The sequence below is a fragment of the Myxococcus guangdongensis genome, assembly GCF_024198255.1.
Lineage (GTDB): Bacteria > Myxococcota > Myxococcia > Myxococcales > Myxococcaceae > Myxococcus > Myxococcus guangdongensis.
Genome location: NZ_JAJVKW010000001.1, coordinates 368,669 through 389,934, shown reverse-complemented (window position 1 = coordinate 389,934; position 21,266 = coordinate 368,669). Strand labels below are relative to the sequence as shown.

Genomic DNA, 21,266 nt, shown 5'->3' with positions numbered 1-21,266 from the left:
GGGCCCGCTCGCCCCGGCTCCTGGCGTCTGACGCAGTGCCACCGCAGCATCGGGATAGAGGCGTACTTCGCAGATGGCATGGCTCAAGGACAGGTTGAGGCGGGCACGAGGCTGGGCGGCCCCGGTGCTCCTGGTGGGAATCGTCGCGGCCCCCACGGCAGGGCGCGCGCAGCAGGAAGCAGGCTTGCAGGGTGCCCCCGCTCCGACGGACACGCCGACGAGCCCCATGGCTCCGGAAGCGGGCGCGACGCAGGGCTCCGAGCACGAGTCCGCCCCCGCGACTTCGGTGGACTCAGCGACGCCCCCCCAGTCCTCGGACGCCGCGGCGGGCCAGGCCGCGGGCGAGCCGGTGCCCGGGCTTCCAGGTGACGCGCCGACGCAAGCCTCCAGCGAGGTGCCCCCCGCGTCGCCGGACCTGACGCCCGAGCCCGGGCAGCGCAAGTTCGAGAGCGTGGTGGTGGGGACGTCGGAGACGCGCACGAGCGGCTCGGTCCATGTCCTCAAGCCGTCCCAACTGGAGCGCTTCAAGCGCGATGACCCGTCCATGGTCCTGATGACGGTGCCCGGCGTCTACGCGCGCGGCGAGGACGGCTACGGGCTGCGGCCGAACGTGGGCCTGCGTGGCGTCAACCCGGACCGCAGCAAGAAGGTGACGCTGCTGGAGGACGGGGTGCTCTTCGGCCCGGCGCCCTACAGCGCGCCCGCGGCCTACTTCTTCCCGCTCGTCACGCGCATGCAGTCGGTGCGCGTGCTCAAGGGCCCCTCGGCCATCCAGCAGGGGCCGCAGACGGTGGCGGGCTCCGTGGAGTTCATCACCCGCGACATCCCCGCCTCCGAGTCCGCGTGGCTGGACATCGCCGGCGGCGGCTACCTGTACGGCAAGGCGCACGGCGTCTTCGGCGCGAGCACCGAGCGCGCGGGCTTCCTCCTCGAGGGCCTGCACCTGCGCAGCAACGGCTTCAAGGAGCTGGACGGCGGCGGCACCACGGGCTTCCGGCGCAACGAGTGGATGGCCAAGGGCCGCTACTGGCTGGTGCCCGACGGCGAGGTGCGCCAGAGCCTGAACATCAAGCTGGGCTACTCCGACGAGGTCTCCAACGAGACCTACCTCGGCCTGTCCGATGAGGACTTCCGCGCCAACCCGCTGCGCCGCTACGCCTCCAGCGCGTTGGACCGGATGGAGTGGCACCGCACGCAGGTGGCCGTCAGCCACGTGCTGGAGGCGGGCTCGCTGGCCATCACCACGACGGCCTACCGCCACGACCTCAGCCGCGCCTGGAGGAAGATCAACCGCCTGGGCGGCGCCTCCATCGCCACCGTGCTCGCGGACCCGACCAGCGCGCGCAACTCCATCTACTACGGGGTGCTCACCGGCCAGCTCGACAGCTCGTCCTCGCAGGAGCTGCTCTTCATCGGCCCCAATGACCGGACCTTCGTCTCCCAGGGCGTCCAGAGCGTCGCGCGGTGGACCACCACCACGGGGCCGCTGAGCCACAACCTGGAGATCGGCGCCCGCTTCCACTTCGACAGCATCGACCGGCTGCACACCGAGGACGCGTTCCGCATGGCCGGCGGCGAGCTCGTCGCCACCAACACCGCCACGTCCACCACGGCGAACAACAAGGACGCCACGCACGCGCTCGCGCTCCACGTGACGGACGCCATCGCCTGGGGCCCGCTCGTGCTCACGCCCGGCGTGCGCCTGGAGGTCATCCGCTCCCGCTCGTACGACCGGATCAGCGGAGAGGACACGAACGGCGCGCTGGAGGTGCTGATGCCTGGCATGGGCGCCTTCGGCGCGCTGACGCCGAACCTGGGCCTCTTCGCCGGCGCGTACCGGGGCTTCTCGCCGCCGGCGCCCGGTCAGCCGGACTCGGTGGGCGCGGAGCGGAGCATCAACTACGAGACGGGCGCGCGGTGGACCCGCCGCGGCGAGCGCTTCGAGGTGGTGGGCTTCTTCAACGACTACTCGAACCTCACCGCCATCTGCACCTTCTCCAGCGGCTGTGTGGACCAGGACCTGGACCGCCAGACGGACGCGGGCCGCGCCCACATCTACGGCCTGGAGGTCTTCGCGGAGAAGGTCTTCCGTCCCGGCGGCGGCCTGACGTTCCCGCTCACGGCGTCGTACACCTTCACGCGCACGGAGCTGCTCGAGGACTTCCAGTCCGCGGACCCGCAGTTCGGCAACGTGAAGGCTGGCGACGAGCTGCCGTACGTGCCCCGGCACCAGCTGTCCGCGTCCGTGGGCGTCGAGGGGCGTCTGGGCGGCGTGGCCGTGAGCGCCCTCTACATCGACACGATGCGCGAGAAGGCGGGGCAGGGTGAGGCGCCGGCTGGAGAGCTGACGGGCTCGCTCCTGACGTTCGACGTCAACGCGAACTGGAACTTCTCGCGTTGGGGGCAGCTGTACCTGAGCGCGCGCAACATCCTCGACACGGTGGAGATCGCCTCCCGCCGGCCGTACGGCGCGCGTCCCAACGCGCCGCGCACCGTCATCCTGGGCTTCAAGCTCTCGCACTGAGCCTGGGGCAGGTCCCGCCCCGGGCCGTGACTCCCGGGGCGGACCTAGAGGTAGAAGCGGTCCGTCACCCCGGCGGTGCGTTGGAGGATGGCGCTCCAGCCCAGCCAGAGGGGGATGCGGCTGTCCCCGGTGAGCGCCTCGCCGCCGAGCGCGCCGAGTGAGCCCGTGCAGCCCGCGAGCGTGCACAGCCCGGACTCCGTCAGGTGCTCCAGCAGCGCGCGCAGCGTGGGCATGCCCCGGGACTCGAAGCGGTCGGCGATGTCCTCGCGGCCCACGAAGTCCGGCTCATCCAGCGCGTCCTTCAGGAACCGCTCGAGCGCCCACCAGAAGAGATAGACTTCCGCGCGCCGTCCCGACGCCGTCGCCGCCGCCGCGATGGACAGGCCCTGGTGGACGCGGTCGTAGTCTCCACTGTGAAGGAAGACGACCACCTTGGGCGACGCGGGGGCGCTCATGCGGGCCTCATACTGTCCCGCAGTGGATTTCGTCCATTGGCATGCCCTCCGCGACCGCTCGGCCCTTTGGCTTGCACCCCTCCCCCGGCGCTTGCTAGGTAACTCGAGCCTTGCCCACATCTCCGCCCAGTCGGGCACGCGGGACGGACCCACTCCACATGGTCGAGGACATCACAGCGCGGCGCAAGGACGCTCACCTCGACCTCTGCGCCACCGGTGACGTGGAGCCCGGCCAGAACAGCACCCTGCTGGACGGGGTCCACCTGGTCCACTGCGCGATGCCGGAGATGTCCGTGGAGGACGTGGACCTGTCCACGCCGTTCCTGGGCAAGCAGCTGCGCCACCCGCTGCTCGTCACGGGCATGACGGGCGGCACCGAGCGCGCGGGGGTGGTCAATCGCGACCTGGCCCTGGTGGCCGAGCGTCACGGCCTGGCCTTCGGCGTGGGGAGCCAGCGCGCCATGTCCGAGGACGCGACGCGGGCGGCCTCGTTCCAGGTGCGGCAGGTGGCGCCCACGGTGGCGCTCCTGGGCAACATCGGCCTGTACCAGGCGGTGCGGCTGGGCGTGGACGGCGTGCGGCGGCTGATGGACGGAATCGGCGCGGACGGCATCGCCCTGCACCTCAACGCCGGGCAGGAGCTGACCCAGCCCGAGGGCGACCGGGACTTCCGCGGCGGCTACGCGGTGGTGGAGTCGCTGGTGAGCGCGCTGGGAGAGCGGCTGCTCGTCAAGGAGACCGGGTGCGGCATCGGCCCGGACGTGGCGCGGCGGCTGGTGGAGTTGGGTGTGCGCAACATCGACGTGTCCGGGCTGGGCGGCACGTCGTGGGTCCGGGTGGAACAACTTCGGGCCACGGGCGTACAAGCCCAGGTGGGCGCGGAATTCAGCGCGTGGGGCATCCCCACGGCGGCGGCGGTGGCCACGGTCCGCGGGGCCGTGGGGCCGGATGTCCGGCTGGTGGGCAGCGGGGGCATCCGCACGGGGTTGGAGGCGGCGAAGGTGCTGGCGCTGGGGGCGGACGTGGCGGGCATGGCCCTGCCGTTGTTCCGGGCGCATCAGGCGGGCGGGGTGGCGGCGGCCGAGCAGGCGTTGGAGGTCATCCTGACGGGGCTCCGTCAGGCGCTCGTGCTCACCGGAAGCAGAAGCTGCGCTGAGCTGAGGCGGCGGCCGCGGGTGGTGACGGGTGTATTGAAGGATTGGCTGGCGGCGCTGTAGTGGGGACCGCCAACGCAGGAAGAGGGAAGATTCATCATGTCTGAGACGGTGACGTCCCGGCTATCCGGGTTCCACAAGCTGCCGATGGAGGAGCGCCTCGCGCAGCTCGGCCGCATGTTCCGGCTGTCGCCCGGGGACCTGGAGCAGCTTCGCGGGACGGAGGCGCTCCAGCCGGTGCTGGCCAATCAGATGATCGAGAACGCGGTGGGGACGTTCTCCCTGCCGCTGGGCCTGGGACTCAACCTCCAGGTGAACGGGCGCGACTACCTGGTGCCCATGGCGGTGGAGGAGCCGTCCGTCGTGGCGGCCGTGTCCTTCGCCTCGAAGATCGTCCGCGAGAACGGTGGCTTCAGCGCCGAGGCGGACGAGTCGATGATGATCGGCCAGATCCAGGTGACGCGCTTCGGCGACCCGACGGAGGCCGCCGAGAAGATCCTCGCGCACAAGGAGCAGCTGCTGGCGCTGGCCAACAGCTTCCACCCGGCCATGGTGGCGCGCGGCGGCGGTGCCCGGGACGTGGAGGTGCGCATCCTGCCGGCCCCGGAGGGCCCCCGAGGCGAGCCGCTGCTCGTGGTCCACATCCTCATCGACACGCAGGAGGCGATGGGGGCCAACCTCATCAACACCGTGGCGGAGGGCGTGGCGCCGCTCGTCGAGCAGATCACCGGCGGCAAGGTGTACCTGCGCATCCTCTCCAACCTGGCGGACCGACGGCTGGCGCGTGCGACGTGCCGAATCCCCCTGGCGGCGCTGGCGGACTTCGAGATGCCGGGCGAAATCATCGCCGAGGGCATCGCCCAGGCCAGCCGCTTCGCGGAGGCCGACCCGTACCGCGCGGCCACGCACAACAAGGGCGTGATGAACGGCATCGACGCGGTGGCCATCGCCACGGGCCAGGACTGGCGCGCCATCGAAGCCGGCGCGCACGCCTTCGCCTGCCGCAACGGCCAGTACCGTCCGCTGTCCACCTGGTACCTGGAGGAGGGGCACCTGGTGGGCCGCATCGAGCTGCCCATGGCGCTGGGCATGGTGGGTGGCCCCATCAAGGTGCACCCCGGCGTGCAGATGGCGATGAAGCTCCTGCGCGCCTCGGGCGTGCGTGAGCTGTCCATGGTGTTCGCGGCGGTGGGCCTGGCGCAGAACTTCGCGGCGCTCCGGGCGCTGGGCAGCATCGGCATCCAGAAGGGCCACATGGCGCTGCATGCGCGGTGCGTGGCGGTGACGGCCGGCGCGCGCGGCGACTGGGTGGAGAAGCTGGCGGACCTGCTGGTGAAGGCGGGCCACGTGAAGGTGGAGAAGGCCCGGGAGATCCTGGCCAGCCTGTCCGCCGAGGACGCCAAGGCCGCCACCACCGGTACCACCCTCTAGCGCGCCCGTGGCCACTTCACCCCCACTGTCCACGTTCGGCGCCGGCAAGGTCATCCTGCTGGGTGAGCACAGCGTGGTGTACGGCCACCCCGCGCTCGCGGGGCCGCTGTCGCAGGGGGTGAAGGCGCGGGGCGTGCCGGCGCGGAAGTGTCAGTTGACGCTCCCGGCCACCATGAGCCGGGCGCAGCGCTCGCAGCTCACCGGCGCCTTCCTGCGCGCGGCGAAGCTGGTGGGCGAGCCTCCCGTGAAGGTGTCGTTGGACCCGGAGCTGCCCCTGTCCGCGGGGCTGGGCAGCTCCGCCGCGGTGTCCGTCGCCTGCGCGCGCATGTTGTTGCGCGCCGCGGGCCGGGAGCCCACGCCGAAGGAGGCCGCGCGCCTGGCGTGGGAGATGGAGCAGGAGTTCCACGGCACGCCCTCGGGCGTGGACCACACCACCAGCGCCGAGGAGCGGTTGCTCCTGTACCGACGCGCGCCGGGCTCCTCCGAGACGGGGCGCGGCAAGGTGGTGGCCAGTCCGCGCCCGTTGCGCGTGGTGGTGGCGCTGGCCGGTGAGCGCAGCCCCACGAAGAAGACCGTCGGGGCGCTGCGTGAGCGGCAGGCGCGCTGGCCCGAGCGCTACCAGCGCCTCTTCGCGCAGATGGGCAAGCTGGCGTCGGAGGGCGCGCGGGCGGTGGAGGCGGGGGATTTGGCGGGCCTGGGCGACGCGATGAACGTCAACCAGGGCCTGCTGGCGGCGCTGGGCCTGTCCTCGCCGGCATTGGAAGAGATGGTGTACCGACTGCGGGGCCTGGGAGCGCTGGGCGCCAAGCTCACCGGAGCCGGTGGGGACGGCGGGGCCGTGGTCGGTCTGTTCCTCGAACCCGAGCCCGCGGTGGACCAGCTCACCCGGCTCGGCGTGCGCTGCTTCAGCAGCCAGCTCGCGGGTCCGCGAGCGACTTGAGTGTCCCCATGAAAGCCACTGTCCTGGCGCATCCCAACATCGCCCTGGTGAAGTACTGGGGGAAGCGGGACGACGCCCTCATCCTGCCGCACCAGTCCAGCCTGTCGCTGACGCTCTCCCCGCTGTCGGTGACGACGACGGTGGAGTTCGGCGTCCCCACCGACGCGGTGGAGCTCAACGGCCACGTCGCCAAGGGCAGCGAGCGCGAGCGGGTGCTGCGCCTGTTGGAGTCGGTGCGCGCGCAGGCCGGCGACAAGTCCCTGGGCCCGGCGAAGGTCGTCTCGCGCGGGGACTTCCCCATGGCGGCGGGGCTCGCCAGCAGCGCGGCGGGCTTCGCCGCGCTGGCCGTGGCGGGACGCGCGGCGGCGGGCCTGCCCCGGGACACGAAGGCGGAGAGCATCCTGGCCCGGCTGGGCAGCGGCTCGGCGTGCCGCAGCGTGCAGGGCGGCTTCTGCGAGTGGCAGCGCGGCGAGCGTCCGGACGGCGAGGACAGCTTCGCGGTGCAGCGCTTCGATGCGTCGCACTGGCCGGAGCTGAGGATGGTCGTGGCCATCCTGGACCGCGGCGAGAAGGACGTGAAGTCGCGCGACGGGATGAAGCAGGCGGTGGAGACCAGTCCCTACTACGCGGCCTGGGTGAAGGACGCGGAGGCGGAGGTGCCCCGTGCGCGCGAGTACATCGCCCGCCGCGACCTGCAGGCGCTGGGCGAGATGTGCGAGCGCAACGCGTGGCGGATGCATTCCACGTCGCTCGCGGCCGAGCCCCCGCTCTGCTACCTGAACGCGGCCACGGTGGGGCTCATCCACCACCTGCGCGAGCACCGCAAGAAGGGCGTGCCCGTCTGGTTCACGCTGGACGCGGGCCCCAACCCGGTGCTGCTGACGGACGCGGCGAACGAGGTGGCGGCGGAGGCGCTGGCCCGCGCGTGCGGCGCGCTGGACGTGATTCGCTGCGTGCCCGGTGGCGACGCGACGGTGAAGACGGAGCACCTGTTCTGATGGAGCGCGCGCTCTCGGCCCCGGGCAAGCTGTTCGCCTCTGGCGAGTACGCGGTGCTGTGGGGCGGGGTGGCGCGGCTGGTGGCGGTGGCGCCCCGCACGCACGCCTACGTCCGGCGGCGCGAGGACGCGCGGGTGCACGTCTGCCTGGAGGAGGGGACGCTCGCCGGGAGCATGACGCCGCGCGGAGTCCGCTGGGAGCGGGACGTGCCCGCGGGCTTCTCCTTCGTGGCGCGCACGCTGGACGAGGCGCTGCGCGCGCACGGCCGGGCCAGCCAGGGCTTCGACTTCGCGGTGGCCCCCTCTGCGGTGGGCCCCAACGGCCAGAAGCTGGGCATGGGCGGCAGCGCCTGCGCCACGGTGCTGGCGGCGGAGGGCGCGCGCTGGGTGCTGGACGAGCGCTATGACGCGCTGAAGCTGGCGCTGCTGGCGCACACGCAGGGGCAGGGCGGCAAGGGCAGCGGCGGGGACGTGGCGACGAGCTTCGCGGGCGGTGTGCTGCGCTACCGGCGCTATGACGTGTCGGCGCTGGTGGAGGCGAGCAACAGCGGCCGGCTGAGCGCGGCGATGACGGAGTCCTCATCCGTCGACGTCTGGCGGCTGCCGCCGCCCCGGGTGCCCATGGCGTATGCCTTCACGGGCGAGAGCGCGTCCACGCGGGTGCTCATCGGCCAGGTGGAGGCGCGGCTGGAGGAGCTGGGCCGTCAGGCCTTCGTCTCGCGCTCGGACGCGGTGGGGCAGGCGGTGGAGGACGGCCTCGCCGGCTGGGACTTCCGGGCGTTCTCCGAGGCGGTGAAGGCCCAGCACGCGCTGCTGTTGGAGCTGGGCCCGCTGGAGACGGAAGGCATGCGCCGCGTGCTGTCCCTGGCGGCGGCCTACGGCTGTGTCGGGAAGCTGTCTGGCGCGGGCGGAGGGGATGGCTGCATCCTCTTCGCGCCGGACGTGGAGGTCCGCGCCGAGCTGTGCGAGGGCCTGGAGTCACGCGGCTTCCACACGCTGCTGCTGGAGCCGGAGCCCGGGGTCCGCGGCGAGGCGTACCTGGACGCGCGCCTGCGGGCCTGGGTGGACGCGCTCGTCTGACGTCACGTGAGGGCCTTTCGAGTGGGCCCCTCGTGGATCAGCCGACGGAGAGGCGCGGCCCCTCGTCGAGGAGCTCCTGGGTGGGCTCGTTGCTCGCGCTCGCCCGGCGAGCGTTGGGGCGACGGGCCACCACGGGGGCGCTGCCGCCGAGCCAGTCCCACTTCTCGCCGTCGAACAGCTGCTCCCGCCAGCCCAGCTGGGAGGCGGCCTCGCGCGCCTTCTCGCCGTGGGCGATGAGCGCCCAGCCCGCGCGCGACTGCTTGCACTCGCCGCTCTTGAACTTGAGCAGCCGGTGCTGGCCCTGGGCCTCGGCACGGTCCGCGTCCCACAGCGCTTGTTGCTTGCCGCCCGTCCCCTCGTAGTCGACGCCGTTCCACTCACACCAGGCGATGACGTCCTTGAGCCGGACCAGCTTCGCGCTCCGCGACAAGGAGAGTTCCGACACGGCCGCCACGAGGAGGCCAGGGGAGATGACACGCATGGAAGAAGCCCCGTTGCAGGTCAGCGAATGCAGCCAACCTACAGCGGGGGTGGTGTCGGAAGGTCCATGACGACTCCATGCCTTTGTCATGGTTCTGTCATGCCTCACGTGACGCTTGACTCGCAGCGTTGAAGACAGCGCGCGGCGTCATGGCGCGCGCGTGTTCTGCGGGGAGCACGCGCGCGTCGTGACTCTCGTGGATTCAGTACAACAGCGAGGGGACGGGCACGAGCGCGTCGAACGCGGTGCCGTCACCCAGCTGGCCGTCGCAGTTGTTGCCCCAGGCCCAGAGGACACCCTCGCTGTCCACGGCCAGCGAATGGTGGACACCCGTGTCCATGGCCTGCACGCCGCCGGTGAGTCCGACGACCTGGTTGGGAAGCAGGGGCATGTTCTCATGGCCGGCGCCGCGCTCACCCCACTCGTTCGAGCCGCCCATCCACAGGGTGCCGAAGGCTGTCCGCGCCATGGACTCGGAGGTGCCCGCGACGACGTCGAGCACGCCCTCGACGGCCATGACTCGAGGCGTCCGGGTGGAGCGCCAGTCGTTGCTCATCAGCGAGGCGGAGGCGCCATAACCGCAGGCCCAGCCGGTCCCCGTCAGGCTCGCCATCAGCGAGTAGTTCGAGCCCGCCGCCACGGAGGTGATGTCAACGAGCCCGCTCACCTGCGTCGGGCTCGTGCGGTTGCTCGACGTTCCGATGCAGAGCTGTCCGGAGGAGTTCTCGCCCCAGCTCCACACCGTGCCGTCGTTGAGCACCGCGAGCGAGTGGCTGGCGCCGGCGGAGAGGTCGACGACGCCCTCGAGCGTGGTGAGCCGGGTGGGCGTGTACGAATCATTCGTGGTGCCGTTGCCGAGCTGCCCCGCCCAGTTGCTGCCCCAGCTCCAGACGAAGCCATCTGCGTCCAGCGCGAGGGTGTGGCCGCCGCCCGGGGAGAGGGCCACGATGTTCGCCAGACCCTGCCGCCGCACGGGCGTGAGGGTGCCGTTGCCCCACATCCAGACGGTGCCATCCCAGCGCACGCCCATCGAGGAGTCTCCGATGGCCTCGACGGACCGGAAGTCGCTGAGGCCCGGCAGTTGGACCGGAACGCGGCGCTGCGTCCGGGTGCCGTCACCGAGCTGACCCTGTCGGTTGTCGCCCCAGGCCCAGACGGTGCCGTCGTCGCGCACCGCCAGCGAGTGCATCGCCCCCGTGGCGACGGACACCACGCCGCTCAGCCCCTGCGTCCGCACGGGTGTCCACTGACGCGTGGCCGCGCCGTCTCCGCGCTGTCCGTGGCGGTTGTGTCCCCAGGCCCAGAGCGTGCCGTTGGAGCGGATGGCCAGCGAGTGCTCCTCGCCCGACGCAATCGCCGTCACGCCCGTGAGCCCCACCACCTGCACGGGCGCGTTGCTCAGCACCTTGTCGCCGGTGCCCAGCTGGCCCGCGCTGTTGTCGCCCCAGGCCCAGACGGTGCCGTTGGAGCGCAGCGCCAGCGTGGCATAGCCGCCCGCGGCCACGTCGGTGGCGCCGCTCATGCCCGCGACCTGCGTCATGGGGAAGTACTTGCTGGTCCATTCCCACACGGTGCCGTCGGACTTCACCGCGGCCACGTGGAAGGTGCCGGCGCTCACGGCGGTGACCCCGGTGAGCCCCTGTACCTGGACGGGCGTCGGGCTGGAGTCGACCGTCTCGTCGCCGAGGATGCCCGAGGCGTTGGTGCCCCACGCCCACAGCGTACCGTCGAAGCGCATCGCCAGGGACAGCTCCTGCCCCGTGACGACGGCCACGATGCCGCTCAAGCCCGGGACTTGCGCGGGCGCCGTGCGCGGCGTGGTGGTTCCGTCACCGAGCTGCCCCCACGTGTTGCAGCCCCACGTCCAGACGGTGCCGTCGCCCTTGGCGACGACGGTGTGGCAGAAGCCCCCCGCCAGCGACACCACGCCCGACAGGCCGGGCACCTGGAGCGGCGCCGCGCTGTCCGTGGTGGTGCCATCGCCGAGCTGTCCTTCGCGGTTGTCACCCCAGGCCCACACGCTGCCGCCGGACTTGAGCGCGAGCGAGAAGTACGAGCCCGCGGCGACGGCGGTGACGCCCGTCAGTCTTGGCACCTGCAGCGGCGTGGAGGTGTAGCGCGGCAGGCTGTGGCCGAGCTGCCCTTGGTTGTTGGCCCCGGCGGCCCAGACGGTGCCGTCCGGGCGGATGGCCAGCGAGTGACTGCTTCCCGCGGCGAGACGTGCCTTCGGCTTCGTGCGCACGAGGGCGGCTTCGTGGGCCGAGGACTCTGGAGCGGAAGTCTCCCGCGGCTCACAACCCGCCACGAGACAAACCCCGACGCACAAACTCAGCCAGACGACCGGACGCGGCGTTGCGGCGCGATGCATGTGTAGTTCCCCCTGGTTCCCCGACAACGGCCGCGAATCATCGGGAAACAGGGACGGCACACGCAAGACAGGCGGTGTTGATTTCGCGTGGCGCAGCCGTCGGGCCGCTTCAGAACATGTGGCCGAAGGTGATGTAGACGCGCTGGCGTCCCGTCTCGGTGGAGCGCGCGTAGTCCATGCGGACCACGGCGGCGCGGCGCATGAGGCGCAGGCCCCCGCCGATGCCCGGGTGCCACTCGTGCCACTTGCCGTCCGGCACGCCGGGGTGCCACACGCGGCCCAGGTCCAGGAACATCACCGCGCCCACCTTCATGCTCTTGCCGAAGACCTGGAGGTTGGCGGCGTGGAAGCGCAGCTCCGTGTTGCTGAAGGCCTTGATGTTGCCGGAGAAGCGGTTGCGCTCGATGCCGCGCACGCTGCTCATCCCGCCGATGCCCTCCGACACGTTGACGCCGCCGGTGTTGCTCCACTCGAAGAACGGCACCTCGCCGAAGAGCATGTCCAACGTCAGCCGCTGCGCCAGCGTCAGCCGCGACGACAGCTTGAGGTAGCGCCGCTCGCTCAACGTGATTCCCGCGTACTGGTAGCGACTGCCGGTGGCCATGCCGGAGACGCGCAGGGCGATCTCCTCCACGCCGCCCTCCAGCGGGTCCGTCTCGTCGTCGCGCGTGTCCCACAGCGCGCCCACGAGCAGCTGCCCCGTCATGCCGCCCTCGATGCCCAGCGGGCGCTGCTGGTTGAGCATCGATTCGTCGTACGTGTCCACGCTCGTGTAGCGCAGCGCATAGCCCACGTAGGACTGGAGCGGGTGGGTGGGGCCGAAGGGCCGCCCGCGCAGACGGAACCAGCCGCCCGGCGCGCCCTTGTCGAAGGTGTAGCGCTCGCTGTCCAGGTCGCCCCGGAAGTCGGGCGCCGAGAGGTTGCCCGCGCCGAAGAAGGGGCTCTTCATCTCGCGCCGGTACTCCAGGCCGGCCTCCAGGCGCAGCGGGCCGATGAGCCGGGGGCCGTCGTAGCGCACGTAGTGGCTCTGCACGCCGCGGCTGCTGAAGAGCACCTGCGCGCCGATGCCGTGCGCGTACGGCGTCTTGCCGGGGCCGTACAGGTAGATGCCACCGACGGCGCCGTAGCTGATGCCGTGGTCCGAGCTGAACGTCATCATCGGCAGGGCGATGATGTCCGAGCCGGAGTCCGCCTTCGTTTGCGGCAGCCCGGGCGCTGGCCGGGGAGGCGACTTCACCGGAGCGGCGCCGAGCATGACGAGGAGGACAGCGGGAAGGAGCATGGGGACCGTGGTGACGTCTCTCTGAGTCGGAACCATCCCGACAGAAGGACGGCGCTACCTGCCCGCCTGCTTTCCAGGAGGGCTGCCTTCGACTGAAGGCGGCCGTCCCCCCGAGTGCTCATTCTGGCGGGTGAGGGAGGGGAGGCGTCAACGTGAGTGGTGTGATTACTCCGGCGTCCTGGATGTGGGCCCATGGGCTCGCGCGGCGGATTGGAGCGAAAGTTCCGCCCGCAGCGGCGCATCGGCGCAGAAACCTGCTGCTCATCCACCTCGACGGCGTACCCAAGGCCCTGCTGGACGAGGCGATTGTCGCCGGCAAGCTCCCGTTTGTCTCACGACTCATCCGCTCCGGCATGTTTCATTTGGATGACGCCTTCTGGGGCGCACCCACCTCCACGCCGTACTTCCAGGCGGGGCTCCTATACGGCCTGAGGAATTCGAACCTGCCCGCATATTCCTGGTTCGACAGGGAGCTGGGGCGACAGGTGCGGATGAACACGCCCACGGATGCGCACCTCATCGACGAGCGCCTGCGGGGCCGAGGGCGCGAGAGCCTGTTGGACGGAGGTGGCCACGGCTACTTCTCGCTGTTCCGCGCGGGTGCGGAGAACGCGCTCAGCATGAGCACGCTGGCGAGCTTCAAGCAGATGTCGCGCGCGTTCTCGTACGAGATGATGGGCCTGTCGGCGGGGCGCACGCGGGGCCTCTGGGACTTCCTCGGCGCGTTCGGCATGGACACGTGGCGCTCGGCGCGCGAGGTGGCCCACTGGGCCCACGCGCTGCACGACTGGCGGCACGAGCAGTCCTTCCTCATGAGCCGCGTGTTGTTCCAGCGACTGGGCTGGAGCTTCGCGTACACCAAGGCGCTGGTGGACATGGTGCGCGGCGTGCCCGCCATCTACCTGGTGTTCGGCAACTACGACGAGGTGGCGCATCGCCGGGGTCCCCGCTCGGAGCTGGCGCTGTCGGAGCTGCACCGCGTGGACGCGTACCTCGAGGACCTCTACGCGATGTCCCAATCGGTGGAGCGCCGTTACGACGTCGTCATCCTGTCGGACCACGGCCATGTGGACAGCCTGCCGCTGGAGCAGCGCCAGGGGCGGCGGCTGGAGTCGCTGCTCCTCGAGGGCCCGCCCGGCGCGCTGGCCGAGGGCGTGGTGCGTGGGCTGCGCGACGGTCGTCCTCCGCTGGATGCGGTGGCGGGAGCGTCCTTCGAGCCGGTCATCGTCGAGTGCGGCAACTTCGCGCATGTCTATCTCTCCGGCGCGCGCGAGCCGCTGGAGGCCCGCGAGCTGCTCGCGCGACATCCGCAGGTGCTGGCCCGCGCCACGCGCTCGGAGGACATCGGCATCGTCGCGCTGCGACGGGGGCACTCCGCGGTCGCGGTGATACGCGGCGGCGTGTACGGCCCGGACGAGGTGGAGCGCGCGCCCTTGTCGCCCGAATTCAGCCGACGCGCGGTGGCGGACTTCCTGCGAGGACTGCCGGCGATGAAGACAGCGGGAGACCTGGTCGTCTTCGGCGAAGCGGTGCGACGGGGCGGTACGGTGGGCTTCGCGTGGGAGTTCGGCTCGCACGGAGGCCTGACACGCACGGAGGCGAACAGCCTGGTGTGCTGGCCCGCGGACGCGCCGGTGGACTTGTCCGGACTGGGGCACTGCGCGGAGCTTCATGACCGGCTCGCGGAGGTCTACGTGCGGCAGGCGCCTCGCTTGAGGTGGGTGCAATGAGCGCCCCGCCGCGTCGCTCGAAGTCCGCGTGGCCCAGTCCGTCCGCGCGGGGCCTCAGCCTGCCCAAGGTGCTGCTCGGCGTGGTGGGGCTGGTGCTGTCCGTCGTCCTGCTCTCCACGGCCTTCTTCCACTGGAACCCGAAGGGCCCTGGCCCCCTGCTCCAGCCGCGCTTCCCGCTGGACGACTTCCTGAGGGATTTGCCCGGCCACCTGGTGTGGCTGCTCCCCTTCGTGTTGCTGCAGGGCTCCATCATCCCGCTGCGCGCGGTGCAGTGGCAGAGCACCCTGCGCAAGCGCGTGCCCTTCCGCGAGCGCTACCACCTGGTGGCCATCGGCGCCTTCGTCCACAACGCGCTGCCGGGGAAGCTGGGCGACATCCTCCGCTCGTTCCTGCTGTCGCGCACCGAGCGCATCCCCTTCCTGCGCTGCCTGGGCACCGTCGCCGTCGGCAAGCTGATGGAGTTCGCCGCGCTGATGATGCTGGTGACGCTGTCGCTGCTGGGGCCCTTCGGCTCCACGCTCACGCGCTTCCAGGGGCAACTCGAGGTGGCGGTGTCCCTGTGCGTGGGGCTCGTCGCGCTCGTGGTGCTGCTGGCCCACTGGTCGCTCCCGCTGGCGAACGCGCTGCACCGGCGCCACCGCTTCCCCCGGCTGGAGGGCTTCCTCCACCACGTCAGCGACGGGCTGGGCTCCGCGCGCTCCTTCATCGGCATGGGCAAGGTGCTCTTCTTCTCGGTGGGCCCGGTGCTCGCGTCGGCGCTGGCCTACGGGATGGCGCTCCACGGCATCGGCATCTCCGGAGGCCTCTTCGCGGGCGCGGTGGTGCTGGGCGCCATCTCCCTGGGGCAGGCGCTCCCAGGCGTACCGGCGGGCATGGGCATCTACTACTTCGTCACCAGCTGGGCGGCCCGCAGTCTGGGCGCCACCCCCGAGGACGCGGCGGCCTTCGCCACGCTCACCCACCTGGGCACGGTGTTCAGCCAGGCCGGCGTGGGCGCCGTCTCCGTCTACATCCGGAAGATTCGCATCCGCGACTTGAGGAAGGGCGGCAGCCTGGCGCGCGAGGCCGCGCAGCACGTGGCGCATGAAGCGGTGGAGCCGGCGCCGCAGTGAGCCGGGCGCGAAGCGCGGACCCCTGAAAAGCGAAAAGGGGCCCCGGTGTGAAACCGGGACCCCTTATCAACTTTGTGCCCAGGAGAGGACTCGAACCTCCATGCCCTTGCAGGCGCTAGACCCTGAATCTAGTGTGTCTACCAATTCCACCACCTGGGCAGGTGGCTACGCCGCCTCGGCGCCGTGGCGCCGCTGCGATGGGGCGGACATATAGGTGTCCTGCCCCGGCTCGTCAAGAACTACGTAACAACCTCACTTCTTCAACGGCCATTTCCCCTCGGCCTCCAGGGCCCGGCGGATGACCGGGTTCTCGTCCATGAAGGCCGTGAGGGACTCCTCGGTGATTTCGACCACCACGTCCTCCTGGCTGACCTCCGTCTGGCAGCTCAACCGGGAGTACGGACGCACGTCGAACCCCATGTCCAACCGGTCCGCCTCCGCGTCCGATTGCTCGCTGAGCGAGTCCAGGCCCTTGCGCACCCAGATGTGACAGGTGGAGCAGCCGCAGACCCCGCCACAGCTGTGGCCCACCTGGGCCCCCGACTGTTCGGCGGCGTCCAGGAGGATGGTCCCAGGGGGGACGTCCACGCTGACCTCGGCCAGCGGGCTCTTGAAGGTGACCTTGGGCACGTCAGTACTCCTCCACCGAGTGACCGGCGACCACCTGGGTGATGGCCTTGTTCATCACCCGCTCGATGAAGGGCCGGGACGTCTCGTCCAGGGCGTGCACGGCCTCCTTGAGCTTCAGGTAGTCGTTGCCCTGGGCCAGCTCGCGCACGCGGGCGATGGCCGCGTCGATGGTGGCCTTCTCCCCGTCCTGGAGCAGCGAGGCGTGCTCGCCCAGCTGACGGTCCGCCTCGGCCAGCACGCGCTCGGCGTCCACGCGCTGCTCGCGCAGCTGCCGGGCCTGGATGTCGTCCTCGGCGTACTCGATGGAGTCGAGCAGCATGCGCTCGATTTCATCCTCGGTGAGGCCGTGGCTCGGCTTGACGGTGATGGACTGGGTGGCGCCCGTGCTCTGCTCCTTCGCGGAGACGGAGAGGATGCCGTCGGCGTCCACCTGGAAGCGCACCTCCACGCGCGCCATGCCGGCGGCGAGCGGGGGGATTCCGGAGAGCGTGAAGCGCGCGAGGCTGCGGTTGTCCTCCACCAGCTCGCGCTCGCCCTGCACCACGTGCACGTCCAGGCCCGTCTGCGCGTCCTTGAACGTGGTGAACACCTGCGCCGCCGCGGTGGGGATGGTGGAGTTGCGCTGGATGAGCTTCTCGGTGATTCCGCCCATCGTCTCGAGCCCGAGCGACAGCGGAATCACGTCCAACAGCAGCACCTCGTCCTGGCGGTCCGCGTTGGTGAGCAGGTCCGCCTGCACCGCCGCGCCCAGCGCCACCACCTGGTCCGGGTCGATGTCGCCCAACGGCTCGCGGCCGAACATCTCCGCCACGAAGCGGCGCACCGCCGGCACGCGCGTGGAGCCGCCCACCAGGATGACGCCGTCCAGCTCACCCGCCGCCACACCCGCGTCCTTCAGCGCCCGGCGGCAGACGATGCCCGTCTTCGCCACCAGCGGCTGGATCCACGCGTCGAAGTCCGCGCGCTTCACCGCGTGCGTGCGTCCGTCCACCGTGACGGTGGCCTCGCCCGCGTCGGTGAGGGCCTCCTTGGCCTTGCGCGAGGACGCGAGCGCCTCGGCGACCAGGGAGGGGGAGGGCGCGTTGATTCCGAGCGCCTCGAACACCTTCGTCGCGATCGCCCGGTCGAAGTCGTCGCCGCCGAGAGCCGAATCGCCGCCGGTGGACTTCACCTCGAACACGCCATCCACCAGCTTGAGGATGGAGATGTCGAAGGTGCCGCCGCCCAGGTCGTAGACGGCGAAGGTGCCCTGGCTGCCCTTGTCCAGGCCGTACGCGAGCGCGGCGGCGGTGGGCTCGTTGAGCAGGCGCAGCACCTCCAGGCCCGCGAGCCTGCCCGCGTCCTTGGTGGCCTGGCGCTGGGCGTCGTCGAAGTACGCCGGCACGGTGATGACGGCCTGCTCCACCTTGCTGGAGAACTGCGCCTCGGCGCGGCGCTTGAGGGCGCGCAGGATTTCGCCGGAGACTTCAATCGGCGTCACCGGGTTGCCGCCCGCGACATCGAAGCGGACCACCTTGGCGCCGGGCACGAACTTGTAGTGGCCCAGCTTGCGCGTCTCGGCGTCCTCGGGGCCTCGGCCCATGAAGCGCTTCACCGACGCGATGGTGTCCGTGGGGTGCGAGGCCGCGAGCGCGCGCGCCCGGACGCCCACCACCACGCCGCCGTCCTGGCCGTAGTGCACCACGGAGGGCAGGAGCAGCGAGTCGCCATCGTCCACGGGGACGCAGCGGGGCTTGCCCTGCGTCACCGCCGCCACCAGCGAATGGGTGGTGCCCAGGTCGATGCCCACCGCCTGCCCCTTGGGCTTGAGCGGATCATGGATCTGCAGGTAGCCGTTCTTGCTCACGACAGACTCTCCTCCTCGAACGCTTCCACCTGCTCGAGAAAGCGCGTGAAGTAGCGCACCCGACCCAGGGCATGCGACGCCTTTCTCACCGGAGCCTGTGAGTCACCGTCACCCTCCAGGGCGCGCAGGGCACCGGCCGCCTCGTCGAGCGCCGCCTTGCGACGCCCCTCCACCTGGGTGCCCATGGCCTGCACCCGCGCCAGGTCCTTCTTCTCCATCGCGGCGTCGAGCGCCTCGCGCAGCTCCATGACCTCCTCGAGGAACTCCAGGGGCATGTCCTTCTGCGCGCCCGCGTCCTCGCGGTCCAGGTCCACCCCGTGGAGCTTCAAGAGGTAGAAGGCGCGGCGCACCGGGTCCTTGAGCGCCTTGAAGGCCTCGTTGAGGGCGGTGGTGCCCTCCAGGGCCTTGAGGCGCTCGCGCGCGTCGGCCTGGGCCACGCGGTCCGGATGCAGCTGGAGCGACAGCTCGCGGTACTGCTTCTCCAGCGCCGGCACGTCCACGTCATAGGCGCGCGGCAGCCCGAAGACGTCGAAGTGGGTCCTCACTCGGTGTGCTCCATGGGGGCAGGGGGCGGATAAACGAAAGGGGCCCGGCGGCTGGCCGGACCCCGCGTGACTGAAGGTCCCCCGCGCGAGGCGAGGGACGAGGGCTGTCCCCACGTCAGACGGAGAAGCTCTCTCCGCAGCCGCACGCGGCCTTGATGTTGGGGTTGTTGAGCTTGAAGCCGGAGGCCATGAGCGTCTGCTCGAACACCAGCTCCGTGCCGATGAGGTACAGGTAGCTCTTCGGGTCCACGAAGACGCGCACGCCGTCCCGCTCGAAGATCTTGTCGCGCTCGCGGGACTTCTCGGACCACTCCATGGAGTACTGGAGGCCCGAGCACCCGCCGCCCTTCACGGCCAGCCGCAGGCCGGCCTCGGGCGTCTGGCGCTGCTCCAGGAGTTCCTTGAGCCGCGCCACGGCGCTGTCCGCCACGACGATGCCCTTGGGGGCGGCCTTGGCCACGGGCGCCGCTGTGGCCACCGGGCCGGGCGTCATCTGCTGGGTCGCCTGTTCGCTCATGGGTTCACCTCCTGGAGTCATGTGAAGAGCACCGTGCTCCCAGGACTTAAGATGCCTGGGCCTTGCGCGCGGCGCGCTTCTTCTTGAAGTCCTCGATGGCCGCCTTGATGGCGTCCTCGGCGAGGACCGAGCAGTGGATCTTGACCGGCGGCAGCGCCAGCTCGCGGGCCACGTCCTTGTTGGAGATGGTCATCGCCTGGTCCACCGTCTTGCCCTTCACCCACTCGGTGACGAGCGACGAGGACGCGATGGCGGAGCCACAGCCGAAGGTCTTGAACCGCGCGTCCTCGATGAGGCCGTCGTCCGAGATCTTCAACTGCAGGCGCATCACGTCGCCGCACGCGGGCGCGCCGACCAGACCCGTCCCGACGTTCGGGTCTTCCTTGTCCATCGTCCCGACGTTGCGGGGGTTCTCGTAGTGGTCGATGACCTTGTCGCTGTAAGCCATGCCAACTCCTTCAACCGATGCTTCTCACCAAAGGTTCCGGCGAGCAATGCCCACCGTCCGGGGAGCCATGCGCTCCCCTGTCTGCCCGGGAAGGCGCGCTAATGCGCCGTCCACTCGATGCTCTTGAGGTCGATGCCTTCCTTGGCCATCTCGTACAGCGGGCTCATGTCTCGCAGCTTGCGCACCTTGTCCACGACGAGCTGGACGACGTAGTCGACCTCTTCCTCCGTGGTGAAGCGCCCCAGGCCGAAGCGGATGGAGCTGTGCGCCAGCTCCTCGTCCACGCCCAAGGCGCGCAGCACATACGAGGGCTCCAGCGAGGCGGACGTGCACGCGGAGCCGGATGACACCGCCACGTCCTTGATGCCCATCATCAGGGACTCGCCCTCGGCGTGGGCGAAGGAGATGTTGAGGTTGCCCGGCAGGCGGTGCTCCAGCGAGCCGTTGATGATGGTCATGTCCAGCGCGTCCGTGAGGCCCTTGCGCAGCTTCTCGCGCAGCCGGAGGATTCGCGCGGACTCCTCGGCCAGCTCCTCGCGCGCCAGCTGCGCCGCGTGGCCGAAGCCGACGATGGCCGACACGTTGAGCGTGCCCGAGCGCATGCCGCGCTCATGACCGCCGCCGTCGATGATGGGGGCGATGCGCACGCGCGGCTTGCGACGCACGTACAGGGCGCCGATGCCCTTGGGGCCGTACATCTTGTGCGAGGTGATGGAGGCCAGGTCCACCTTCATGGCCTCGACATCGAAGGGCACCTTGCCGATGCCCTGCACCGCGTCGCAGTGGAAGAGGATGCCCTTCTTGCGGCACAGCGCGCCAATCTCCGCGACCGGCTGCACCACGCCGATCTCGTTGTTCACGAACATGATGGAGACCAGCACGGTGCGAGGCGTCATCGCCTCCTCGAGCTTCTCCAGGTTGACGCGGCCGTCCTGCTCCACGTCCAGGTACGTCACGCGCGCGCCGCCGGTGGGCATGTCCGCCCACTTCTTGTACGTCGCGTCGTTCTCCACGTCGTGCTTCGCCGCCAGCTCCGCCACTTCCTCGGGCGACACGTCGCGCTCGGCGAGCTGCGACAGGCGAAGCAGCTTGAGCTCGTCCAGGCGCTCCTGACGCACGCGCTCCAGGCGCTTGCAGGTGTCCAGGATGGCCTTGTGCTCGGTCTTCAGGGTGATGATGTGGTCACCCTTCGACTTGTAGTACTCGATGACCCCCTTGATGGCCAGGTTGTCGGACTCGGTGGCGCCGGAGGTGAAGACGATCTCCTGGTCCGTCGCGCCGATGAGCTCCGCCACCTGCTGGCGGGCCTTCTTCACCGCCGCCTCGGCCTTCCAGCCGAACACATGGTTGCGGCTGGACGCGTTGCCGAAGTCCTCGCGCAGATAGGGAAGCATCACGTCCAGCACGCGCGGATCCATCGGCGTGGTGGCGTGGTTGTCCATGTAGATCGGCAGCTTCACCATTGCGTCCCACACCTTCCTGAAGGGGCTTGCGACTGCCCCCGCACCCCGGCGCCACCCAGGGGCGCGCTGCGGCGGGCATACACCGTCACACATGAATGTGGACCGGACTGGTCAATTATAAAATCGGGTGCCCTCGGGTCAAGCGAACATAAGGCGCACGAGAGACCCGCTGGGACTGGCCGGAAGGAGGGGATGTCGGCGTCGGAACGGCTGCGCCGGGGTGGATCAACCCGGGTGCGCCGTCCTGGCGCGGGGTGGTCCGG

General features: G+C 70.6%; 18 protein-coding genes and 1 tRNA gene. 8 read left to right on the top strand and 11 right to left on the bottom strand.

What is annotated here, in order from left to right:
• Nucleotides 1-73 precede the first annotated feature (73 nt).
• Nucleotides 74-2,524: a TonB-dependent receptor family protein gene (locus tag LXT21_RS01625; protein ID WP_254036315.1), complete on the top strand. Its 2,451-nt coding sequence runs from the start codon at nucleotides 74-76 to the stop codon at nucleotides 2,522-2,524.
• A gap of 44 nt (nucleotides 2,525-2,568) precedes the next feature.
• On the opposite strand, the gene LXT21_RS01620 is transcribed toward LXT21_RS01625, so the two are convergent.
• The gene (locus tag LXT21_RS01620) at nucleotides 2,569-2,979 is read right to left on the bottom strand and encodes a hypothetical protein (protein WP_254036314.1); all 411 of its coding nucleotides are present in this window, start codon (nucleotides 2,977-2,979) and stop codon (nucleotides 2,569-2,571) included.
• Between the two features lie 158 nt (nucleotides 2,980-3,137).
• Between LXT21_RS01620 and fni the strand changes: the two genes are divergently transcribed.
• The 5 genes from fni to LXT21_RS01595 are packed head-to-tail and all read left to right on the top strand — an operon-like array spanning nucleotide 3,138 to nucleotide 8,581.
• Nucleotides 3,138-4,196, top strand: coding sequence for a type 2 isopentenyl-diphosphate Delta-isomerase (fni, locus tag LXT21_RS01615; RefSeq protein WP_254036313.1), 1,059 nt, complete (start codon nucleotides 3,138-3,140; stop codon nucleotides 4,194-4,196).
• 36 nt (nucleotides 4,197-4,232) lie between these two features.
• Nucleotides 4,233-5,564, top strand: a complete 1,332-nt coding sequence (locus LXT21_RS01610; protein WP_254036312.1) for a hydroxymethylglutaryl-CoA reductase, degradative — start codon at nucleotides 4,233-4,235, stop codon at nucleotides 5,562-5,564.
• 7 nt (nucleotides 5,565-5,571) lie between these two features.
• Nucleotides 5,572-6,504, top strand: coding sequence for a mevalonate kinase (mvk, locus tag LXT21_RS01605; protein WP_254036311.1), 933 nt, complete (start codon nucleotides 5,572-5,574; stop codon nucleotides 6,502-6,504).
• Nucleotides 6,505-6,512: 8 nt separating this feature from the next.
• Nucleotides 6,513-7,502 (top strand): diphosphomevalonate decarboxylase, encoded by a 990-nt coding sequence (gene mvaD / locus LXT21_RS01600; RefSeq protein ID WP_254036310.1) that lies wholly within the window; start codon nucleotides 6,513-6,515, stop codon nucleotides 7,500-7,502.
• On the top strand, nucleotides 7,502-8,581 hold the full coding sequence (locus LXT21_RS01595) for a mevalonate kinase family protein (RefSeq protein ID WP_254036309.1): 1,080 nt from the start codon (nucleotides 7,502-7,504) through the stop codon (nucleotides 8,579-8,581). The genes mvaD and LXT21_RS01595 overlap by 1 nt, the downstream gene beginning before the upstream one ends.
• 37 nt (nucleotides 8,582-8,618) lie before the next feature.
• On the opposite strand, the gene LXT21_RS01590 is transcribed toward LXT21_RS01595, so the two are convergent.
• From LXT21_RS01590 to omp85, 3 genes are all read right to left on the bottom strand, one after another.
• Nucleotides 8,619-9,026, bottom strand: coding sequence for a hypothetical protein (locus LXT21_RS01590; RefSeq protein WP_254036308.1), 408 nt, complete (start codon nucleotides 9,024-9,026; stop codon nucleotides 8,619-8,621).
• A gap of 238 nt (nucleotides 9,027-9,264) precedes the next feature.
• Nucleotides 9,265-11,304, bottom strand: a complete 2,040-nt coding sequence (locus LXT21_RS01585) for an RCC1 domain-containing protein (protein ID WP_254036307.1) — start codon at nucleotides 11,302-11,304, stop codon at nucleotides 9,265-9,267.
• A gap of 235 nt (nucleotides 11,305-11,539) precedes the next feature.
• The gene (gene omp85, locus LXT21_RS01580) at nucleotides 11,540-12,712 is read right to left on the bottom strand and encodes an Omp85 family outer membrane protein (RefSeq protein WP_254036306.1); all 1,173 of its coding nucleotides are present in this window, start codon (nucleotides 12,710-12,712) and stop codon (nucleotides 11,540-11,542) included.
• Nucleotides 12,713-12,894: 182 nt separating this feature from the next.
• Between omp85 and LXT21_RS01575 the strand changes: the two genes are divergently transcribed.
• Nucleotides 12,895-14,442, top strand: coding sequence for an alkaline phosphatase family protein (locus tag LXT21_RS01575; protein ID WP_254036914.1), 1,548 nt, complete (start codon nucleotides 12,895-12,897; stop codon nucleotides 14,440-14,442).
• Entirely contained in the window at nucleotides 14,439-15,554 is a 1,116-nt protein-coding gene (locus LXT21_RS01570) for a lysylphosphatidylglycerol synthase transmembrane domain-containing protein (RefSeq protein ID WP_254036305.1), read from the top strand. Before LXT21_RS01575 ends, LXT21_RS01570 begins: the two co-directional genes overlap by 4 nt.
• Nucleotides 15,555-15,629: 75 nt before the next feature.
• Here the strand turns inward: LXT21_RS01570 and LXT21_RS01565 are convergent.
• The 7 genes from LXT21_RS01565 to LXT21_RS01535 all read right to left on the bottom strand — a co-directional run bounded on the left by LXT21_RS01565 (nucleotide 15,630) and on the right by LXT21_RS01535 (nucleotide 21,000).
• A tRNA-Leu gene (locus LXT21_RS01565) sits at nucleotides 15,630-15,713 on the bottom strand.
• 93 nt (nucleotides 15,714-15,806) lie between these two features.
• Nucleotides 15,807-16,184, bottom strand: a complete 378-nt coding sequence (locus tag LXT21_RS01560) for a 2Fe-2S iron-sulfur cluster-binding protein (RefSeq protein ID WP_046715064.1) — start codon at nucleotides 16,182-16,184, stop codon at nucleotides 15,807-15,809.
• Nucleotide 16,185: 1 nt separating this feature from the next.
• Nucleotides 16,186-18,030, bottom strand: coding sequence for a Fe-S protein assembly chaperone HscA (gene hscA / locus LXT21_RS01555; RefSeq protein ID WP_254036304.1), 1,845 nt, complete (start codon nucleotides 18,028-18,030; stop codon nucleotides 16,186-16,188).
• Nucleotides 18,027-18,575, bottom strand: coding sequence for a Fe-S protein assembly co-chaperone HscB (gene hscB / locus LXT21_RS01550; RefSeq protein ID WP_254036303.1), 549 nt, complete (start codon nucleotides 18,573-18,575; stop codon nucleotides 18,027-18,029). The genes hscA and hscB overlap by 4 nt, the downstream gene beginning before the upstream one ends.
• A gap of 115 nt (nucleotides 18,576-18,690) precedes the next feature.
• Nucleotides 18,691-19,092 carry a HesB/IscA family protein gene (locus tag LXT21_RS01545; protein ID WP_254036302.1) on the bottom strand — a complete coding sequence of 134 codons (402 nt, stop codon included), beginning with the start codon at nucleotides 19,090-19,092 and terminating at the stop codon, nucleotides 18,691-18,693.
• A 46-nt stretch (nucleotides 19,093-19,138) separates the two neighbouring features.
• Nucleotides 19,139-19,540, bottom strand: a complete 402-nt coding sequence (gene iscU, locus LXT21_RS01540; RefSeq protein WP_015351027.1) for a Fe-S cluster assembly scaffold IscU — start codon at nucleotides 19,538-19,540, stop codon at nucleotides 19,139-19,141.
• A 98-nt stretch (nucleotides 19,541-19,638) separates the two neighbouring features.
• The gene (locus tag LXT21_RS01535; RefSeq protein WP_254036913.1) at nucleotides 19,639-21,000 is read right to left on the bottom strand and encodes an IscS subfamily cysteine desulfurase; all 1,362 of its coding nucleotides are present in this window, start codon (nucleotides 20,998-21,000) and stop codon (nucleotides 19,639-19,641) included.
• Nucleotides 21,001-21,266 lie beyond the last annotated feature (266 nt).